We start from the raw sequence: 19291 nt of genomic DNA, 5'->3' as shown, positions 1-19291 counted from the left end.
GGGTTTTACTAATTAAGTTTTTTATAACGATAAAAATACAATCAAACCTACACCGAGTAATAAACGGTATATTACAAATGGCAACATACCCATTCGCTCTATTACTTTTAAAAACATAAATATACATGCATAAGCCGATAAGAACGATAGCACCACACCCAGTAACAATGTATTCCAATCAACTACATGGTCACCTAGTGCAAGTTCTGCAATATAATAAAGCCCCATCATAGAAATAATCGGAATCGCCAGTAAAAACGAAAAACGCGCTGCGCTTTGCTTATTCATACCCAACATTAAACCAGCAGTCATCGTAATACCTGAGCGAGAAGTCCCCGGTATCATAGCTACCGCTTGTGCAAAACCAATAATAAGCGCTGTTTTCCAATTGAGCTGATAAATAGTTTTAATTTGCTTACCTTTTGCATCCGCGTACCAAAGCAATAAACCAAACACAATTGTGGTGGTAGCAATTACCCAAGCACTTCTGAGGTACAACTCAATAAAGTCTTTTAAAAGTAAGCCTAAAATAGCGGCAGGCACAGTGCCTAAAATTATCCACCAGCCTAATTTACTATCATCAGTAGTACCCTGAGCACCAAAGGATTTAAACCACGCACTGAGTATGTCGACGACCTCTTTGCGAAAATAAATAACAACCGCAATTAAAGTACCAACATGTACTGCTACGTCAAACGCAAGCCCTTGATCCTCCCAGCCCAAAATTTGCGATGGTAGAATTAAGTGCGCAGAACTCGATATTGGTAAAAACTCAGTAAATCCCTGTATAAGGGCTAAAATAATTATTTCGATGATACTCATGGGTTAGAAAACTCCACCTTCCATAGTTTTTGTTGAGGATTATTATATTCATTCCATAACTGCGCAATCGTTTGCTTGGCTACAGGATGATAAAAATCTGGGGCAACCTCACTCAGAGGTTGTAATACAAATGCATTTTTAGTTATTTCATCACGTGGTAACTGCGCTGGGGAGTCGCTAATTATGTCATCATAAAATAGTAAATCTAAATCGAGCGTACGCGGGCTAAATTTTTTATCGTTTGCTGTACGCCCATTATCACGTTCTATTTGTTTTAATAAAGCGCATACATCAACAAGCGACATATCAGTTGTAGCGCCAACTACTGAATTATAAAAATTATTGCCAGCAAACCCAACTGCTTCACTTTCAAAAACAGACGAGTGCACAATGTGCTCAAAGTGCTGCTTAAGTGCAATTAATGCACATTGTATATAATGCGCCTTATTTATATTTGACCCCAGGCTGATATAAATTTGAGCCATTTAGTCAGTTGCCTTAACACGTGTAATTTCAACACCCACAGTTTGTGCTTGCGCTACTGCCGCAGGTTTACTTACTCTAATAGTAACTTGTGGCGTATTAAACTCGCTTAAAATAATTTCAGCCAACTGCTCAACTAAAGTTTCTAGCAACTCAACAGGTTTTGCAGTGCTGTGTTCAATAACGCGTTCACTGACCTTTGAGTAGTCCAGTGCTAAATTAATATCGTCATTTGCGGCTGCAGGCTTAATATTGCTGAGCATTTCAATATCAAAATAAAGGCTCTGTTTACTTTCTTTTTCAAAGTCGTACACTCCAATAATAGTGTCGACGTGCAATTGAGATATAAAAACCTTATCCATTGATACTCCAAATAACAACAAACTACTAAGCAACTATACTAAGCATCAATAAAATTAATACTGTATATGGTTTAGCCAGTGTTTAAATATGTAAAAATAACTTCTACAATAGCAAAATAACTAAACTAGCTATTAAATAGCCTGTTAATAATTTTTACGATAAATTTTGCTGCCAATAATAGCCTAAAAGCACTATCAATTGGTATAGCAATTAAAAAATAAGGAAGCGCGTGTTAGCCACTATAATGTTTGTTTTAGCTTATTTACTTGGGTCGATTTCGTCGGCTATTTTAGTGTCGCGGTTGTTCAAACTCCCAGACCCTCGTAATAGTGGTTCTAACAACCCAGGAGCTACAAATGTTTATAGATTAGGCGGAGCATTTCCGGCTTGCTTGGTTTTAATCTTTGATATTTTAAAAGGCACCATTCCGGTATGGGGAGCCTATTTTTTAAAGCTCGAGCCATTAGCATTGGGTCTAGTTGCCGTAGCAGCGTGTTTAGGCCACATGTACCCAGTATTTTTTAGCTTTAAAGGGGGTAAAGCGGTCGCGACTGCATTTGGTTCTTTATTACCAATCGGCTTATCGTTAGCTGGCTTACTTATTTGCACTTGGCTAATTATAGTAGCAATAACACGCTATTCATCACTTGCAGCGCTTGTTGCTGTATCTCTAGCCCCGCTGTATACATGGCTGATAAAACCACTCTATACATTGCCTGTAACTTTTATTACTTTATTAATTATATTCCGTCATCGTACTAACATCATTCGCTTATTCAGTGGTGAAGAACCAAAAGTGGGCGCAAAAAAAGCACCCACTGATGAAAACAAAAATAATTAATAGCAGAGTCGTTAAATCGGCTCAAGGCTATCTATAGGCCAGCGAGGCTTTGTTTTCATATCAAGACTTGCAAACTGACCTGCTTTTAAACGCTGCATCCCCGCATAAGCAATCATAGCGCCGTTGTCGGTACAAAACTCAGTACGCGGATAAAAAACTTCGCCTTTCATACCTTTCATTACGCGTTCAAGCTGAAGACGCAGTTGCGTATTTGCACTTACGCCACCGGCGATTACTAAACGCTTAATGCCTGTTTGTTTAAGCGCGCGCTTACATTTAATAACTAATGTATCAATAACCGCTGTTTGAAATGCATGCGCTATATCAGCCTTAGTTTGCTCATCACTGTCATTTTCACGGATTGTAATAGATGCCGCTGTTTTTAAGCCACTAAAACTAAAATCGAGACCAGGTTTATCGGTCATCGGACGAGGAAAAATAAAGCGTTTAGCAACGCCTTGTTCGGCCATTTTAGCTAAGCGCGGACCACCGGGGTAATCAAGACCAAGTAACTTAGCCGTTTTATCAAATGCTTCGCCCGCAGCATCATCAACAGACTCACCCAACACTTCGTATTGACCAATACCCGCTACTTTAACCATCATGGTATGACCGCCCGATACAAGCAATGCAATAAACGGAAACTCTGGGGTATTCTCTTCAAGCATCGGTGCAAGTAAATGCCCTTCCATGTGATGAACAGCAACAGCAGGAATATCCCAACCGTATGCCAATGAGCGACCAATAGAAGTGCCTACCAGTAATGCGCCAACTAGACCTGGGCCTGCGGTATAAGCAATTCCATCTAAATCTTCAGGGCCACAACCTGCTTGTGCAAATGCTGCGTCTATAAGTGGTAGCGTTTTACGCACATGATCGCGCGATGCAAGCTCCGGCACTACACCGCCATAATCAGCGTGTACTTTTACTTGGCTATATAATTGATGAGCTAACAAGCCTTTTTCGTCATCGTATATTGCAATACCCGTTTCATCACATGACGATTCAATGCCTAAAATTCGCACTGTACTTCTCCTGCCTTTAAAATTTTACTTCGCTGTTTTTATAACGTAAGACCAATATTTGTTTGGCCATCTTCTAGAGCAAACTTTTTAAGTGCCTTTACGCTATCAGAGGTAATACGCCCCATATTTTCTACAAAATCAATTAGCTCACCTAATACTTCAATTTCGTATTGCATTAATGGATGCTCTCTAACGGCTGTATTATCTGCAACCTCACCTTCAACCGTCATTTGATATTCAATAAAACGAGCCACAGTTGCTTGAGATATTTTGCTGACACTAATGAACTCTTGCTCATCTTGCGCCATTAAACCGTGCATTAAACTAAGTAAAGACGTTGCAGCATCAATAGCAGGGTAAGTACCAAACATATCAAAATCAGCAAGTTCAGGAACATTCGGCTCTATTTTTTCAACTTGTTTTTCGAGATCTATTTTACTTTTAGGCAGTAATATTTTTTCCCAACAAACATTAAGCGAATTACGAAGTAAGGTTTCATCACCAAATCCCGTTGCCTCGCTAAACAAACCGTAATTTGGCAGCATTCGCTCTATTAAAGCACTCGCTAAAACGGCTTTTTGTAAATAGTTAAGCTCTCTAATACGCTGAAAATTATTTGCTTTAGTCATTCTTTAACGTCTCACACGACCAACAAAAATCAAATGTTGATCCATTATGCTCATTACAGTTAGGGCATACCCAATCTGGAGCGGATTGTTTTACTTGTTGATAGTTTACCAATATTTGGCGCGCATGGCGCTCTTTTATCGCATAAACCTGCACACTAACTTGTGCTTGATCAAACGGAATTTCTCCCAATGCGCCTTGGAGCATCTCTCCTTTAATTTTACAGTCTATTCCCGCTGTTAGTATTAAGCCTTTAACAATATTAGCTTCAAGGGTATTTTCGGCTTTATAGATTGTAACCCATTGAAAAGAGCTATCTGTTGAACCTTTATTATTAGTATTTTGCAATATTCACCTCATTTATTTTGTGTTACCAATATCCTACGTTAAATTACTAGCATACTAACATGCTGCATTTTTAAGGAATAAACATGACACTCACAACCCCTGGCTTACTGTTTCCAGCCATATCGTTGTTATTACTAGCCTATACAAACCGATTTTTAGTTTTAGCGCAATTAATTAGGGAGTTAAACGCACGTGAAGGTGAATCTATTAGACCGGTTGTAGTGGCTCAAATTACTAATTTAAGAAAACGAATAAACCTAATAAGAACAATGCAGGTCTATGGTGTGGCATCTTTTTTACTTTGTACACTATCAATGTTTGCTTTATTTATTGAATTTAATACTGCTGGGATCATTTTATTTGGTATTAGCTTAGCGTGCTTAAGTTTATCGTTATTAACGTCTTTATTTGAGATTCATATTTCATGTGATGCAATTGAAATAGAATTACAAAGCATAGAAAACAAGCCATTAAGTAATCGCATTAACCGTAACTTTGTAAAAAACAAAACCGATTAATCAATAATTAGGCAACCAATGTTAATTTATGCTTAATCGATGACCTACTTTGTGGCATACTTTTTCATTAATTAGAACGATAAATCTAATTTAAGCATTTTTTATGTGTTTTGGCATTTAATTTACGGATAAGGTTAACTAAGTAAAAAATCATTAGCTTTAAATCTAAGGGATAATACGATTTAACGTTTTACCTCTTTGATTAATGTAAAAAGAGGTCTATCCTGAGCAAAATTATCATAAATTTGCATACACATTTCAATATTAAATTTTACAGAATCATAAAGATAAAATTAATATAACCGATGTTAGCTACATCCGACTTACTTATAAAAAGGGACTATAAAGTGAGATTTGAACAATTAGAACAATTTTTAGCACTTGGTGTTTTACGCCACTTTAGACAAGCTGCAGAACAAACTAAAATTAGTACCTCAGCGCTTACACGTAGCATTCAAACACTTGAAGATGAAATGGGATATGAGCTAGTTACACGCTCTACTCGTTCTGTAAAATTGACCCCCGAAGGCGAGCTATTTCTTGATTACGCTAAAAACACTCTTTCAGAACTAGAAAAAACCAAAAAACGAATTTCTCAATCAATAAATGGTAATAATAACGAAAAACTAATTATTGGCTATACAAACAAAGCTAGCAGTATAGTGCCCGTTTCTTGTGGGCAATTTTTAGCACAATACCCACATGTAAAAATAGAGATGCAATTACAAGAACAGCACGAACTTACCCGAAAGCTTCAGCAAGGCGAAATAGACATTAGCGTATACTCTCAAGCTATTAATAGCATTGGTAGTGATATACATTTACCCGATCAGCTAATTTTATTTGTTTCTAAAGACCATCCTCTTGTCCATAAAAATGATATTAGTAAACACGATTTAGATAGCTATCCTATGTTTGGCTGTTTTTCCCAGTCGAAACAAGTGCAAACTATGCTTAATGAGGCAATTGACTCTTTAAACAAATCATCAAGCATAAAAGTCGGTAATATTGAGCAAGTTATGGCGGGCCTTGTTAAATCAAATCATTTTGCTATTGCAAGTATAGAGCATGCAAATACTGTGGCTGAACATTTTGAGCTAGTTCAATTAAAGACGAATAAAGATTTAAGCCATGAACAACTAATAATACAAACTAGCCAACAAACAGCCGTTAGCGAGCATGTAGAACATTTATTGTCGCTTATAAAAAAAGCTGCAACTGCAATTAATTAAACAACATTATTTTAAAATGTGTGCGACAAAAAGTGATAGCTTTTGAAATATTTTCGGCTACACTGTCGCACCTTAAAAAATAACTGATATGCATGCTAAACCTACCAGCCTACGAAAATTACCTATCTGAAATAGAACAACAGGGCTACTGCATTATTCACAGCGCTATTGATGAGCAACTTATTGCTGATTTAATGGCCGACTGTTATCGTATAAACCCACACTTTACACTCGCTGGTATTGGTCGCCAAAGCAACCTTCAAATTGACGATACTATCCGTAAAGATAAAACTTATTGGTTTGATGGTACTTCTCAAGCACAACTTACGTATCAAGCAATTATGGAAAATATTAAAACAACACTCAATCGTACTTTTTTTATGGGGCTATTTGATTATGAATGTCACTATGCAAAATATACGCATGGCGATTTTTATAAAAAGCATGTAGATGCTTTTAAAGGTCGATCCAACAGGGTTATTACGAGTGTTTTTTATTTAAACACGCCAAATGAAGGTGGTGAGCTTGTTATTTACAAACCTAAAAGTAAAGAAATAGAAATAACTATTAAACCTACAGCTGGCACCTTAATATTATTTGAAAGCGAACGCTTTGTTCACGAAGTCTTACCCGCTATAGATAAACGCTATTCAATCGCGGGGTGGTTTAGAAAAAATGCATCTATAAGCGGTATCATTGACCCACCAAGGTAAACACAACTGATTAAAATGTGATTGGATATGAAAACAATAAACCAATAAAAATAGCTAAGCCAACATAATGATTATTCAAAAATGCTTTAAAACAGTCATCTCGCTTACGTTGATGAATCAACCCTTGCTGATAAATTAGTAAACCTGCTGCAACCCCTAAACCAATCCCAAATATAATCGATAACTCATTAACAAAACCAATAAAAGCCATTATAGTTATGAAAATAGCATTCAGTAAAAAAATGATATGACGGTCGTATTGACCAAATAAAATAGCGGTAGATTTAACCCCTATTTTTAAATCATCATCTCTATCAACCATGGCATACATAGTGTCATAAGCAACTGTCCAACAAATGTTAGCAATAAATAACAGCCATGCCTGTGAAGGCACTGCATTTATTGATGCCATATAAGCCATTGGAATAGCCCAACCAAACGCAGCGCCAAGTACAACTTGGGGTAGTTGTGTATATCGCTTCATAAATGGGTAACAAAAGGCTAATGCTAATGCACCAAACGAAAGTAAAATAGTATTAATACCAAGTATTAACACTAATAAAAACGCAATAACGATTAATAATACGAATAAACTGATTGCCTCAGCGCCACTTATTAATCCTGACGCAAGTGGCCGTTGAGCCGTACGCTTAACTGAGCCGTCTATTTTTCTATCCGCAAAATCATTAATTACGCACCCAGCACTTCGCATAACAATAACCCCGAGCGTAAAAACAATAAAATTTATCAGGCTCGGCATTGCGCTATTAGCAAGCCACAAAGCCCAGTACGTAGGCCAAAGTAACAATAAGGTACCAATAGGCTTATCTACGCGCATTAGCTGTATATAGTAAGGAATATGTTTTACTGTCAAAGAGGCTAATTTCATGAGTAAAGATATGCTCCAGGTAAAAACACTTCACAGACTAAAAAATTATAATCTTTGAGTGAGAATACGCTACGTCGACCCAATAACTTTTGTGCTGGTAGGTTTAGTTGTTCTGCTAATTGCTGTATTGAGTGTTGTGTATCAAAACGAGCCACCTCTATCCCTTTTCGCACAAGATCGGAGTTTTGAAAAATAACATCACCTAATGGGCGCTCACCCATATTATGTAGAGGGTTTTTTAATTGATTAGATCGCTGGTTATCCGGCAGCCAGCTTTGCGCATATACCATAGGAATGTTATCACACAATAAAAGCACCTCTCGATTTAATGCCGATGAAGCTTTGCAATTAAGCAGAACTTTTTGCTCAACGGTCAAATTAAAAACCTGCTCACTAAGCACTTTTACACTAAATATTTGCGCCCTGCTTTTTAATTTAGCCGTTAATGAATGAGGCTCAAAAAGCCACTCTCGTTCTGAAGAAGATAGGCCACCGACTTTTGATGTGCACTGCCAATTGGCGGATAAAGAAATAGGGAAAGTAGTCACAACAGCTCAATTCAATAAAAATCAGTGTAATAATAACATTGCCAAAGCATTTGAAAAAGTGATGTTTTATAACCATAAATAATTGCGTGGCGCTGTTTATTGCCTACTATTAAGTATAAACTATTTGCAACAGGTTTTTGGAAACGCTTTAAATATGAAAAAAATAGTATACGCAGGTTTTTTTACAGTCTTTGTAAGCGTTATAAGCTTTACAGCACGAGCTGAATCAACCGTTGGTTATTTCGGTTTTGAGCCAGATATAATTACTAACTACATTGGCGCATCAAGTAAGAAAATGGGCTATGTGCGCGTAACCATAGATCTAATGCTTAATAATACTTCAGACATTGCTGTAGTAGAACACCACACACCATTATTACGTGACGCTTTAGTAGAAATTTTATCTAAAGAACCTGAAGAAAAAATAAAATCTCTTACGGGTCGAGAAGAAATACGCGCAAAGTGCATAGAAAAACTAAAGAGCCTGTTAAAAGAAGAAACAGGACAAGAGATCATCCGTGAAGTCTTATTCACTAAATACTTATATCATTAATGGTTTAAACGTTAATTTTTTGCATTAAATATTTTGGCGGTGTAGGCGAAAGCTATACCGCTAACTAACCCACCTAAGTGCGCCCAATTAGCCATACCTACAAACAATACATCTGCAAAACCAAGCACTAACCAAATCAACATAAAACCAACAATAGCCGTACTAACCAGCGCAGGTTTGTTCGGATTTAAAAAGCTATGAATCCAACAAAAACCAAGTAACCCATATACTACGCCACTCAAACCGCCAAAGTTGGGACCAACCATTAAGTATTGTGCCCAATTACTTATAAGTGCAGTCACTAAAAACAAGCCTATTAAGCTTAATTTTCCGCATTGCTTTTCGATATTGTCACCAAGCGACATCCACCAAATTAAATTAAACACAATATGCATCGTGCTAAAGTGAACAAGTGCGGGAGTTAGCCAGCTAAGTGGTTGTGTTGGATTAAATTGCAGAGCTGTATAAATCTCATCAAATCCACCCAATAAAAAAGCAATATAAATAACAATACTTAATATGCTAACAGTTTGGTTAAGCCAGCTGAGCGCTTTAAAACGGGCTATTAGATTAAGTGATTGTCCTTGATATTTAAGCGGCGATTGCGTGCTGCCTACATCCCAAGATGCTTGCTGGTATTTTTCATGATTAGGGTTTTGTGTAAATTCAGCCCATAACGGCTGAACTTGATGAAAGTCCTCCTCAGTTACGCTAATAACGGCATTACTGCCATCTGCCGAGTGTATCTTTGCATCTAAACCTTGGCTTTTTAAATAATCTATAAAGCCCTGTGCGGCGCGCGGGTTATTTAAACTGCCAAGCTCTATCATCGCTCTACTTTCTCGCTGTAAGACGCTTCCCAAGCTGTAAAGCCGCCATCCATACTGTAAACGTCTTCAAAACCTTGCTCAACTAAATAGCTAGCTGCGCCTTGAGAGCTCATACCGTGGTAACACACAATAATAATTAGCTGATCGAATTCTTTTTCCATCATAAATTGTGCAATATTACCGTTGGAAAGTGCTTCTGAACCTGGAATACGACCAGCTTGATACGAATTTGGATCGCGAATATCTGCAATTACAACGTCTTCTTTATCTAGAAGTTCTAACGTTTGCGCTATAGAAATATGTTTAAATGCCATTAAAGTCTCTTTAATTAATAGTATAAAAAAGGCGGCTAGGGCCTGTTTATCTTTCGAGGTTAAATTTGCAGCAGTATGTTTGGTATTTAGGCAAGGCAGAGCCTATGTAGTGTGGTTATTCCCCATAAATAGGCGATAACGTAGCACAAATGCCAAACATACGCTGCCCGAAGGGTTCTGCCTAGGGGCAATTTACTCTTTGTTGCTCGGCTTTTACTTAGCCCACTAGGTCACAAACCTCGCGCCGCGATTAAATAGCCCCTAGATTGAACAAATTTTAATCCTGAAAGGTCAACAGGCCCTAGAGCCGCCCTTCTTGTAATTTAGTTAGGAACTAATCCCAGTTTAAAATTACTTTACCTGACTGACCTGAAATCATCATATCAAAGCCAGCTTGGAAGTCATCCACAGAATACTGATGTGTAATGATTGGATTTAAATCAAGGCCAGATTGAATCAAACTTGCCATTTTGTACCACGTTTCGAACATTTCGCGACCGTAAATACCTTTAATCACTAAACCTTTAAAATAACTTGGTTCCAATCAACCGCCATATCAGAGGGTGGAATACCTAGCATGGCAATTTTACCGCCGTGGTTCATGTTATTAAGCATTGAATTAAACGCGCTTGGCACACCTGACATCTCAAGACCAATATCAAAGCCCTCTGTCATACCTAGCTCTTTCATTACGTCTTCAAGTTTTTCGCTTGCCACGTTTACAGCACGTGATGCGCCCATTTTTCGTGCTAAATCTAGGCGGTATTCGTTTACGTCGGTAATAACGACGTGGCGAGCACCAACGTGTTTTGCTACAGCTGCTGCCATAATACCAATTGGGCCGGCACCAGTAATAAGCACATCTTCGCCAACTAAGTCGAACGACAATGCGGTATGAACTGCATTGCCAAATGGGTCAAAAATAGAAGCCAGTTCGTCAGAAATGTTATCTGGAATTTTAAATGCATTAAATGCAGGAATAACTAAATACTCTGCAAATGCACCTTCACGGTTTACACCTACACCCGTTGTATTACGGCATAAATGTACACGCCCAGCACGACAATTTCGACAGTGGCCACACGTAATATGGCCTTCACCCGATACGCGGTCGCCAACCTGAAAACCACGAACTTCCTGTCCCATATCAACAACTTCACCAACATATTCGTGACCAACAACCATAGGAGTTGGAATGGTTTTACTTGCCCATTCGTCCCACTTGTAAATATGTACGTCGGTACCACAAATAGCTGTTTTGCGAATTTTAATCAGTAAGTCGTTATGACCCACTTCTGGCTTTGGTGCATCTGTCATCCAAATGCCCGGTTCTGCTTTTAATTTAGATAATGCTTTCATAATTCACACTCAACTAAAAACCGAAGCGAGGCTTCGGCTTCAAATAAAATTAAATAACGCCCATTTCTTTACCAATACGGGTAAATGCATCAATAGCAATATCGAGTTGCTCAATGCTATGCGCCGCTGAAATTTGTGTACGAATACGGGCTTGCCCTTTTGGTACTACTGGGAATGAAAATCCGGTTACGTAAATACCTTCAGCAAGTAGCTTATCAGCCATTAACGAGGCTACTTTTGCATCTCCCAGCATTACTGGGATGATTGCATGATCTTTACCTGCACACGTAAAACCAGCAGCTTCCATTTGCCCTCGGAAATATTTAGCATTTGACCAAAGTTTAGCGCGAAGCTCGCCGCCATTTTCAAGCATTTCGAGTACTTTAATTGATGCAGTAACAATTGAAGGAGCTAATGAGTTTGAGAACAAATATGGGCGTGAACGCTGACGTAACCACTCAACAATTTCTTTTTTACCCGATGTATAACCACCTGATGCGCCACCCAGCGCTTTACCTAATGTACCGGTGATAATATCTACACGGTCTAATACATTACAGTACTCAGGTGTACCTTTACCGTTTTCGCCAACAAAGCCCACTGCGTGAGAGTCATCAACCATTACAAGTGCATCATATTTATCGGCTAAGTCGCACACTGCTTCTAAATTACAAATAACGCCGTCCATAGAAAATACGCCATCGGTAGCAATTAGTTTAGTTTTAGCGCCTGCTTCATCTGCTGCAATAAGTTGCTTCTCAAGATCAGCCATATCGTTATTTGCATAACGAAAACGCTTGGCTTTACACAAACGTACACCGTCGATAATTGATGCATGATTTAATGAATCAGAAATAATAGCGTCTTCTGCGCCTAAAATGGTTTCAAACAAGCCTGTGTTTGCATCAAAACATGAAGAATATAAAATAGTATCCTCTGTTTCTAAAAACTCACTGATTTTTTCTCTAGTGTTTTATGGATATCTTGCGTACCACAAATAAAACGAACAGACGCAACACCAAAACCATGATTATTTAAACCGTTTTGCGCAGCTTCAATTAGCTCTGGGCTATTAGCTAAACCTAAGTAGTTATTAGCACAAAAGTTGATTACTTTACCTGACGCAACTTCGATTTGGGCTTGCTGCTGGGACTTAATAATACGTTCGCTTTTATACAAACCTTCGGTTTTTACGTCTTCAATTTGCTGTTGTAGCTGGCTAAAAAAAGCAGATGCTCTCATCTAGGTTCTCCATATATTTGAACGGGTAAACAACCACATTTAAGCGACTGTTTATTATGGGGGGTATTGTAAAAGTTTAATGGGGAAAATGCACGGTTTGCAGTTCGTCGCAAACGGCCTAAACTGGAAGGAATTCCTGCCAGTTTACAGGCTAATCTGTTTAGTTTATTTATGTATTTAAAAGTGCAGGTAAACTGTTTATAGAATCGATAATTAAATCAGCTTCTTGCTTAGCGCTTTCGTCAAAGCTTTGCCCTGAACGCACTAAAACGCGTTTAGTGATGCCCGCTTTTTTCGCAGCCTGCATATCACTGAGTTTATCACCCACCATAATACTGCAAGCAGGGTCGATGTTATGCTCTTGTATACCTTGTAATAGCATACCTGGCGCAGGCTTTCTGCAACTGCACTCTTTCAAATATTCAAGGTGCGCTTTTTTAGGGTGATGCGGACAAAAATACACATCGGTAACTTCAATGCTGTGGGCACTAAATTGGGCTTTCATCCAATCAGTTAGTGCTAAAAAATCAGCTTCGCTGTAATAGCCTCGACCAATTCCAGATTGATTAGTAACGATTATGATTTTATAGCCCGCATCATAAAATGCTTTACAAGTGCTAAAAACACCATCAATAAATTCAAATTTTTCGCTTTGATACACATAACCATGATCAACGTTTACCACGCCATCTCGATCTAAAAAAAGCGCTTTATTTTTTTGTTGTACATTCATTACAAAGACTCTTTTTGTACAACATGGTCAAACATCGCTTTTACATCACCAACTGTAATTTGGCTCATTAAATCATCGCCTTTTACGCGCGTACCCCACGAGACTTGCTCAGCCGTTTTACCGGTTTGCTTAAGCAAATTTTGATGATAAACCTCAACCACGTAGTCTTGATATAAGTAAGGACCTGTTCGAGCAGGATTTGAGTGTGCGTACAAACCGATAACGGGCGTACCAACTGTCACCGCCATATGCGCAGGACCTGTATCGGGCGCAAGCACTAAGCTGCCACGCTTTAACACGCACAACAATTCTTTGAGTTTCGTTTTACCCACCAAGTTTAAAATCGGCGTGTTGCTGTGCTCAACAATGCTATTTGCTAGGTTAATTTCAAGCTCTGTTGGACCACCTGTCAATACCACTTTAAAGCCTTGCCCATTTGCATAATCAGCCAATGCGGCATAACGTTCAGCGAGCCAATTACGCTGTGCTTTACTAGCTGCGGGCGATATTACTAATAGTTTATTAGTTAGGTATTCTGGTGTTAGTAACTCATCTGCAACTGCTTGGTCTTGCTCGGTATATGGCATATTCCAACTCGGTTTATAATCAGCAACACCAATGGCTTTTGCAAAACCTTTAAAGCCTTCAAGCACATGCGCCTGAGCTTGTGGCTCTATTCGTTTATTAATAAACAAGCTGTGCAATTCTTTTGAACGTGCCCAATCAAACCCTATTTTTACTTTTGCAGGAATACAGCGCGCTACAAATCCAGCTCTTAGTGCAACTTGCATATTAAGTAGCACATCAAATTTTTGGTTTTTGAAGCGTAGCTTTAAGCTTTTAAGGGCTGCTTTACCCTGTTTTTTATCAAATACCACCAGCTCAACGCCCGGCAAGTCAGCAAGTAACATGGCTTCTATTTTGCCAATAACCCACGTAATTTTTGCATTAGGGTGTGCTTTTTGAATGGCTTGTACAGCACTCACACCATGACATACGTCACCAATGGCTGAGAGTCTTAATATACAAATAGATGAATAGTTAGGAGCTTGAGTCACACATTCCCTTAGGTATTAAATACAAAAGCCGATCTTAAATTATAATCACGCTATTGCAAGCACTTATCCTGCGCTTTAAAACGCGCTAATATAGGCACATTATTTAGCAATTACACAGAGCTATGTTTAAACAACACGTGCAAGGCAACCACACTGTATTAAGCCACCCTAAATACACGAGCCAAATTACCCTCGATTGGTTTGATGCAAATTATTGGCAACAACAAAATAAAATTGTGGGCGCTAAAAAAGGTCGAGCAACTGCGTGGTTTTTTAAGCAAGACGAATTAACAGCCGTACTTAGGCATTATTGGCGCGGTGGCTTAGTAGGTAAATTGCTAAGCGATCAATATTTATACCCAGGGCTTGAACAAACCCGTGTGTATAAAGAGTTTAGCCTAATGAGTAAACTTATAGAGCTTGGTTTAAACGTACCAACCCCTATTGCAGCTAAAGTAACCCGCAGCGGATTAATTTACCGTGGTGATATTATTACCGAGGCTGTTAAAGGCGCTAAAAGTGTACTCGACATATTAATTGAACGCCCATTGACCGAAGATGAGTTAGAGGGCATTGCTAAAACAATAGCGCTGTTTCATTCAAAAGGTGTGTATCACGCCGATTTAAACATTAATAACATTTTGTTTGATGATACTGGTGATGTGTATATTATCGACTTTGATAGAGGTGAAATAAAAACACCTAATGCGCAGTGGCAACAAAGTAATATGGCACGTCTTGAACGCTCATTTTTAAAAGAACAAGGTCGAAACGAGTCATTTAATTGGCAAGCGACTGACTGGCAAACTCTGCATAGCAACTACCTCAAAGCACTCGCCAATATAAGTTAACCTAATATAAGTTGACTTAGTTAGCCAATGCTAAATACTGCAGAGCGACCTGCTCTGCCTGTACTTGTTTTAGAATTTCAGCGTTTTCTACATTTGTCTTATCTGCCATTACCTGCTTAACAGCATTGGCTAATGCCTCACTTTGCTGAACGGGTACTAAATATTTACTTAGCTCGCCTGTTAATATCTCGCTTGGTCCAAATGTACAATTAGTGCTAACCACCGGAGTACCCACCGCTAAAGCCTCAATTAATACCGTTGGAAGTCCTTCAAAATCAGAGCTCAACATTAAAGCTTTGGCATGCTTAATCCAGTTGTATGGGTTTTGTTGAAATCCTGGCACTACTAACTGTTTTTCTATGCCGTATTGCTGTGCAAGCTTTAGCGCTTTAGCCTGTTTATTACATAAAAGGACTAACTTGTATTTTTTATCAAGCTTTGCAAATGCTGCAAATAATATATCGTGGCGTTTTTGTTTGGCGAGTCTTCCTACATGTATTAAGTAAGGCTCATTTGGGATATTGTTATTTTGCTCATTTGCTTGCTGTCTTATTTTTTCAAAATCGAACGGGTTATAAATAGTCGCAATTGCACTTGGGTTAATTAAATCCCCTTGTGTTATTTCTTTTTCAACACCCTTTGATACGCAAATAAGTGATTTACCATTTAAATTTTGCTTACTTTTTTTAAGGTATAAATATGAAAATGGACCTAACTTTTTTTGTACGTGCAAGTTCTGCATTAACTGAGTTGTGAATAACAAAATGAACATTTTTGATATTACTACGCGCGAGCAAGTTATTACTTCTATCAAGATTAGAAAGCACTAAATCAATATTGCCCAGCTCGCTTTGTTTTTTTCAAACCACGCTTCTAATCTCAAAATACTGTTTTTTCGCTGCCAGAACCTATCTACTTTAGATGCCCTATCAGGAAAAAGGCTATCCACTTTAACTATATCAGGAATATCATACTCAGCGTTGCTTGCAAGAGATAATATAGTGACACGGTGCTGTAGTTTCGCCATTTTTTCAGCCAAAGTAAGCATTACTTTTTCAGCACCACCACCCACTAGTGAATCAATTACAATCACTATATTCATTAGCGATCCCCTATAAGCATATTTTTTATGCCATTAGTGATCACATCGAAGCTATGTGTATTATCGAGTTGACTATATTTAGCAACGAATTCATTATAGAAAGGATCGTTAATAACCTGAGCTATTTTAGTAGTGATTTCATCAATATCAAGATTTGCTTTTATTACAACACCTGTATTAACACAATGATCCAAACGTGTATTTTGATCTTTTGAGATAGCACATGCCACAACGGGGGTTTGAACTGCAATTGCTTGCAGTAAAGTATCTCCACCGCTGAGTAATGCGACTTTAGCTTGGCTCATTAATGCCAAAAAGTCGGTTCCTTGCAGGCTTGCTAAACAAGTAACCTCATCACTTTTCGGAATGGCTTTGTTATAATTTGGACCAAACACAACAACTGCTTTTAAACCAGTGTGCTTAGTAATTTTAAGCGCGGCTTTAAAGTAAACATCAGCACAATTAAGATTATTTAATATATGCCCGCCTGAGCCTGCATTAACAATAAAATAACCATCAGGTACTAAATTGTAGCGATTTAAAACATCATGTTTTTGCTGACAAGAGGCAAATGCAACAAAAGGACCTACATTGCGAGGATGTGCCAAGGGAAACATGTCTAACTTCGCACTTTCAGCCCATGTCAGTGGCTCAATACAGTAATCGGGTTGCACAACCCAGTGAGTATCTATTAAATTAACCCTATTAAGTTTTAAACCTTTTGCACGCTTTTTTGCATGCTGAGAAATAAATACGACTTTGGCACCTACTTTTTTAGCCGCTTTCATATGCCCTGAACGTCCTGCACAATCAAAAACAACGACGTCAGGTTTAAATTGCTCTATAAAGTCGCAAACAGAATCAAGCTCTTTAGTCGCTGAATGTTCAAGTAATGTGGCTTCAAAAGGACACTCTTTTGCGTAGGTTGTATGCTTATTTAATATGAAGTGAATATCGAGAGAATCTGCAAGTTCTGCCTTTAAACTTTGAGCCAACAACAACGAGCGCATATATTCACCAATGCCTTCTGGTGATGATACGGGAATAAATAAAAGTCGTTTGCTGCTCATTGCATTCTCAATGTCCTATTTGAACTCCAGTATACCAATCAGATACTTATTACGATAGCTAGGTTACATTTTAATATATTAAATTAGCTCTATAAATTTGATTATTTACTGCAATAACAGGCTTAGGTTGATAAACTTAACCGCAATCTTAATCACAAGGATCTGAACTTTGCGAAACAGAATTTTTCTACTTTCTACTCTTTTTTGCGCTATGAGCGCATCAGTTAATGCTGAGCCATGGGTAAAACCTGATGATTATGGTCTAAGAGCTGATATTCAACAATTAGCTGATGGCGGTGTTATTTTAGCTCCTGTAAATACCTATCCGCTTATGTGGAAAAGTTTTATAAGTGATGTGCAAAACATGCCGCTGGAGCAATTATCTCCAAGCTTACAAGATGCTTTACTTCGCGTTAAACATCGATATAAATCAGAAAATAGCAGCTCGCATAGTCTTCAATTATCAGCTTTTGCAGCCACAGATCCAATCATAGCAACAAGCTTTGGTGCAACAAATACACAAGAAACAGAGCTTTCAGCAGCTTACGCTTATTTAGGCGATAACTTTGCAGCTAAAGTAGCCGTAAATTATAGAAAAGACGGTAAAAAATGTTTAGTTGATGGAAAAACGACTGACGATATAGTTACTGATGAGCAAGCTTTAACCGATTGTAACGATACCTCACTTGACGATAGTTACTTAGCTTACCGCTTAGGTAATTGGATTTTTAGAGCCGGTGCTGTTGAACAATTTTGGGGGCCTGGTGTTGATAACAGCTTAATTATGTCTGGCAATGCGAAACCTTTACCTGCACTAAGTGTAACCAGAGAAAAAAGTACTGCTTTTGAAGCACCATGGTTAAGCTGGATTGGTCAATGGGGCTTTACCGCACAAATGGCTAAACTTGAGTCTACGCGTGCTATTCCTGATGCTTTACTTTGGAGTACTCGTGTTAATTTTCGCCCTATTCAACAATTAGAAATTGCACTTAGCTGGTCTGCACAATGGGCAGGAGACGGCCAACCGGGCTCAGCAGGCGACTTTATTGATGTCATAACTGGCCAAACAACTTGCACAAATGGAAGTGATAGTTGTGACAGTCAATTCGAGTCTAAAATAGGTAACCAGTTAGCGGGGATTGATATTCGCTGGTCTGATACGCTTTTTAACCAACCTTATGCTATTTACGCGAGCACAATAGGTGAAGACGCAAGTTCACAATTTAAGCCTTCTGACAGAGCATACCTTTTTGGTATTCAAACAAACCAGCGCCTGTACAATCAAAATATTCTGCTTAATGCAGAGTATATTGACACCGGTGTAACATGTACTGAGTTGTTAACTCGTAAAAACTGTTACTACGAGCATATAGACTACAAATCAGGCTACCGTTATCAGGGCCGTACTATAGGCTCAACCTTTGATAACGACACACAATCGTTAGTGCTGACCGTTTTAGGCCAACTTTCAAACGGTGATGATTGGCAAGTGAAATTTCGAAGTGTTGACTATAACAGTGACAATACTGACCGCTATGGAAACAACCCTGATTTAGGTAATACTATTACTAAAACAGGTTATAACTCTAAGCAATTTGAGTTACGCTATAGAAAAATTGCCATGGGTGGTCGTTTAACATTAGGCGCATTTGCCACTCAGAATGACGATGCTGAAAACGATACTTCTGCATTTGCTAAGTACGAATTCAATTTTTAATAAGTTACCTTATTAAAAATAAAAAGGGATGAAAACAGTGTTTTCATCCCTTT

Annotated in this window: 20 protein-coding genes and 3 pseudogenes; 7 read left to right on the top strand and 16 right to left on the bottom strand. The window is 38.3% G+C overall.

Features of this window, described 5'->3' with window-relative positions:
- Window positions 1-21: 21 nt before the first annotated feature.
- Genes P20652_RS12595 through folB form a run of 3 tightly spaced genes read right to left on the bottom strand, consistent with a single transcriptional unit; the run spans window position 22 to window position 1667 of the window.
- Window positions 22-822, bottom strand: a complete 801-nt coding sequence (locus P20652_RS12595; protein ID WP_008167227.1) for an undecaprenyl-diphosphate phosphatase — start codon at window positions 820-822, stop codon at window positions 22-24.
- Window positions 819-1307 (bottom strand): 2-amino-4-hydroxy-6-hydroxymethyldihydropteridine diphosphokinase, encoded by a 489-nt coding sequence (gene folK, locus P20652_RS12600; RefSeq protein WP_008167225.1) that lies wholly within the window; start codon window positions 1305-1307, stop codon window positions 819-821. Before folK ends, P20652_RS12595 begins: the two co-directional genes overlap by 4 nt.
- Window positions 1308-1667, bottom strand: a complete 360-nt coding sequence (gene folB / locus P20652_RS12605) for a dihydroneopterin aldolase (protein WP_008167224.1) — start codon at window positions 1665-1667, stop codon at window positions 1308-1310.
- 230 nt (window positions 1668-1897) lie between these two features.
- Here folB and plsY point away from each other — a divergent pair, with 230 nt between their 5' ends.
- A complete protein-coding gene (plsY, locus tag P20652_RS12610) occupies window positions 1898-2509 on the top strand; it encodes a glycerol-3-phosphate 1-O-acyltransferase PlsY (RefSeq protein WP_008167221.1) in 612 nt (203 codons plus the stop codon).
- 11 nt (window positions 2510-2520) lie between these two features.
- Here plsY and tsaD read toward each other — a convergent pair whose 3' ends face one another.
- The 3 genes from tsaD to P20652_RS12625 are packed head-to-tail and all read right to left on the bottom strand — an operon-like array spanning window position 2521 to window position 4509.
- Complete coding sequence (gene tsaD, locus P20652_RS12615) at window positions 2521-3534, bottom strand: tRNA (adenosine(37)-N6)-threonylcarbamoyltransferase complex transferase subunit TsaD (RefSeq protein WP_008167219.1); 1014 nt, start codon at window positions 3532-3534, stop codon at window positions 2521-2523.
- 38 nt (window positions 3535-3572) lie between these two features.
- A complete protein-coding gene (locus P20652_RS12620) occupies window positions 3573-4163 on the bottom strand; it encodes a YjaG family protein (protein ID WP_007584732.1) in 591 nt (196 codons plus the stop codon).
- Entirely contained in the window at window positions 4156-4509 is a 354-nt protein-coding gene (locus tag P20652_RS12625) for a DUF2007 domain-containing protein (RefSeq protein ID WP_008167216.1), read from the bottom strand. The genes P20652_RS12620 and P20652_RS12625 overlap by 8 nt, the downstream gene beginning before the upstream one ends.
- A gap of 83 nt (window positions 4510-4592) precedes the next feature.
- Here P20652_RS12625 and P20652_RS12630 point away from each other — a divergent pair, with 83 nt between their 5' ends.
- The 3 genes from P20652_RS12630 (at window position 4593) to P20652_RS12640 (ending at window position 6972) form a co-directional block, all read left to right on the top strand.
- Window positions 4593-5027 carry a DUF2721 domain-containing protein gene (locus tag P20652_RS12630; RefSeq protein ID WP_008167214.1) on the top strand — a complete coding sequence of 145 codons (435 nt, stop codon included), beginning with the start codon at window positions 4593-4595 and terminating at the stop codon, window positions 5025-5027.
- A 347-nt stretch (window positions 5028-5374) separates the two neighbouring features.
- Window positions 5375-6259, top strand: coding sequence for a LysR family transcriptional regulator (locus tag P20652_RS12635; RefSeq protein ID WP_008167211.1), 885 nt, complete (start codon window positions 5375-5377; stop codon window positions 6257-6259).
- A 92-nt stretch (window positions 6260-6351) separates the two neighbouring features.
- Window positions 6352-6972, top strand: coding sequence for a 2OG-Fe(II) oxygenase (locus tag P20652_RS12640; RefSeq protein WP_008167209.1), 621 nt, complete (start codon window positions 6352-6354; stop codon window positions 6970-6972).
- 10 nt (window positions 6973-6982) lie between these two features.
- Here the strand turns inward: P20652_RS12640 and ubiA are convergent, their stop codons facing one another.
- Both ubiA and P20652_RS12650 read right to left on the bottom strand, forming a co-directional pair.
- On the bottom strand, window positions 6983-7861 hold the full coding sequence (ubiA, locus tag P20652_RS12645) for a 4-hydroxybenzoate octaprenyltransferase (protein WP_008167206.1): 879 nt from the start codon (window positions 7859-7861) through the stop codon (window positions 6983-6985).
- A complete protein-coding gene (locus P20652_RS12650; protein ID WP_008167204.1) occupies window positions 7858-8409 on the bottom strand; it encodes a chorismate lyase in 552 nt (183 codons plus the stop codon). The genes ubiA and P20652_RS12650 overlap by 4 nt, the downstream gene beginning before the upstream one ends.
- 154 nt (window positions 8410-8563) lie before the next feature.
- Between P20652_RS12650 and P20652_RS12655 the strand changes: the two genes are divergently transcribed.
- Window positions 8564-8962, top strand: coding sequence for a flagellar basal body-associated protein FliL (locus P20652_RS12655; protein ID WP_008167200.1), 399 nt, complete (start codon window positions 8564-8566; stop codon window positions 8960-8962).
- An 11-nt stretch (window positions 8963-8973) separates the two neighbouring features.
- Here P20652_RS12655 and glpG read toward each other — a convergent pair whose 3' ends face one another.
- From glpG to P20652_RS12680, 6 genes and pseudogenes are all read right to left on the bottom strand, one after another.
- Window positions 8974-9792, bottom strand: coding sequence for a rhomboid family intramembrane serine protease GlpG (glpG, locus tag P20652_RS12660; RefSeq protein ID WP_008167198.1), 819 nt, complete (start codon window positions 9790-9792; stop codon window positions 8974-8976).
- A complete protein-coding gene (glpE, locus tag P20652_RS12665; RefSeq protein WP_008167196.1) occupies window positions 9789-10106 on the bottom strand; it encodes a thiosulfate sulfurtransferase GlpE in 318 nt (105 codons plus the stop codon). Before glpE ends, glpG begins: the two co-directional genes overlap by 4 nt.
- Window positions 10107-10440: 334 nt before the next feature.
- Window positions 10441-11465: pseudogene (tdh, locus tag P20652_RS12670) on the bottom strand (L-threonine 3-dehydrogenase).
- Window positions 11466-11514: 49 nt separating this feature from the next.
- Window positions 11515-12707: pseudogene (locus P20652_RS17700) on the bottom strand (glycine C-acetyltransferase).
- Between the two features lie 169 nt (window positions 12708-12876).
- Window positions 12877-13440 (bottom strand): D-glycero-beta-D-manno-heptose 1,7-bisphosphate 7-phosphatase, encoded by a 564-nt coding sequence (gene gmhB, locus P20652_RS12675; protein WP_008167188.1) that lies wholly within the window; start codon window positions 13438-13440, stop codon window positions 12877-12879.
- The gene (locus P20652_RS12680) at window positions 13440-14498 is read right to left on the bottom strand and encodes a glycosyltransferase family 9 protein (RefSeq protein WP_008167187.1); all 1059 of its coding nucleotides are present in this window, start codon (window positions 14496-14498) and stop codon (window positions 13440-13442) included. Before P20652_RS12680 ends, gmhB begins: the two co-directional genes overlap by 1 nt.
- Before the next feature lie 122 nt (window positions 14499-14620).
- Here P20652_RS12680 and P20652_RS12685 point away from each other — a divergent pair, with 122 nt between their 5' ends.
- Entirely contained in the window at window positions 14621-15349 is a 729-nt protein-coding gene (locus P20652_RS12685; protein ID WP_008167185.1) for a 3-deoxy-D-manno-octulosonic acid kinase, read from the top strand.
- Window positions 15350-15365: 16 nt separating this feature from the next.
- On the opposite strand, the pseudogene P20652_RS17695 reads toward P20652_RS12685, so the two are convergent.
- A pseudogene (locus P20652_RS17695) lies at window positions 15366-16451 on the bottom strand (glycosyltransferase).
- Complete coding sequence (locus tag P20652_RS12690) at window positions 16451-17521, bottom strand: glycosyltransferase (protein ID WP_008167180.1); 1071 nt, start codon at window positions 17519-17521, stop codon at window positions 16451-16453. Before P20652_RS12690 ends, P20652_RS17695 begins: the two are co-directional and overlap by 1 nt.
- A 211-nt stretch (window positions 17522-17732) precedes the next feature.
- Between P20652_RS12690 and P20652_RS12695 the strand changes: the two genes are divergently transcribed.
- A complete protein-coding gene (locus P20652_RS12695; protein WP_008167178.1) occupies window positions 17733-19238 on the top strand; it encodes a capsule assembly Wzi family protein in 1506 nt (501 codons plus the stop codon).
- Window positions 19239-19291 lie beyond the last annotated feature (53 nt).

Origin of the sequence: Pseudoalteromonas sp. BSi20652 (assembly GCF_000239855.1) — a bacterium.
Lineage (GTDB): Bacteria > Pseudomonadota > Gammaproteobacteria > Enterobacterales > Alteromonadaceae > Pseudoalteromonas.
Note: the sequence above shows the minus strand (reverse complement) of the source record. Positions and strands in the feature narration are given on the sequence as shown.